1 protein-coding gene is annotated in these 509 nt (G+C 68.4%); it reads left to right on the top strand.

Annotated features, from left to right (window positions below; genetic code table 11):
- Positions 1 to 509, top strand: a 509-nt coding sequence (locus tag BN4575_RS22740) for a cation diffusion facilitator family transporter (RefSeq protein WP_141689904.1), incomplete at both ends; no start/stop codon positions are given.

Here is a 509-nt window from a genome sequence, read left to right as displayed (position 1 = left end):
GGTCCACGCGCTGGCCGGCTACACGAGCGCCGTGGTCCTGGCGCTCATCGCGGCCCTGATGGTGATCGAGTCGCTGCGCCGCCTCCTGCGCCCCGAGCCGATTGCCTTCTCCGAAGCGCTCCCCGTCGCGATCGTTGGCCTGGTCGTCAACCTCGTCTGCGTGAAGCTCCTTCACACGGACGAGCACCACGGTGCAGACCACGACGGCGATCCTGCGCACGACCATCACGCGCACGACCATCACGCGCACGGCCATCACGGGCACGACCACAATCTCCGCGCCGCGTACTTCCACGTGCTCGCCGACGCGCTGACGAGCGTGCTCGCCATACTGGCCCTGCTGGGGGGGCGCTTCCTCGGCTGGACGTTCCTCGCTGCCACCATGGGAATCGTCGGTGGTGTGGTGATCGCGCGCTGGAGTTACGGCCTGTGCCGGGAGGCGGCGAAGCAGCTGCTCGACGTTGTTCCATCGGAAGAGATCGCGGAGCGCATCCCCCGGCGGATCGAGT

This window comes from Aeromonas sp. EERV15 (assembly GCF_900079845.1).
GTDB lineage: Bacteria > Pseudomonadota > Gammaproteobacteria > Enterobacterales > Aeromonadaceae > Aeromonas > Aeromonas sobria.
The sequence above is the reverse complement of the archived record's forward strand: the minus strand, read 5'-3'. Positions and strand labels throughout refer to the sequence as shown.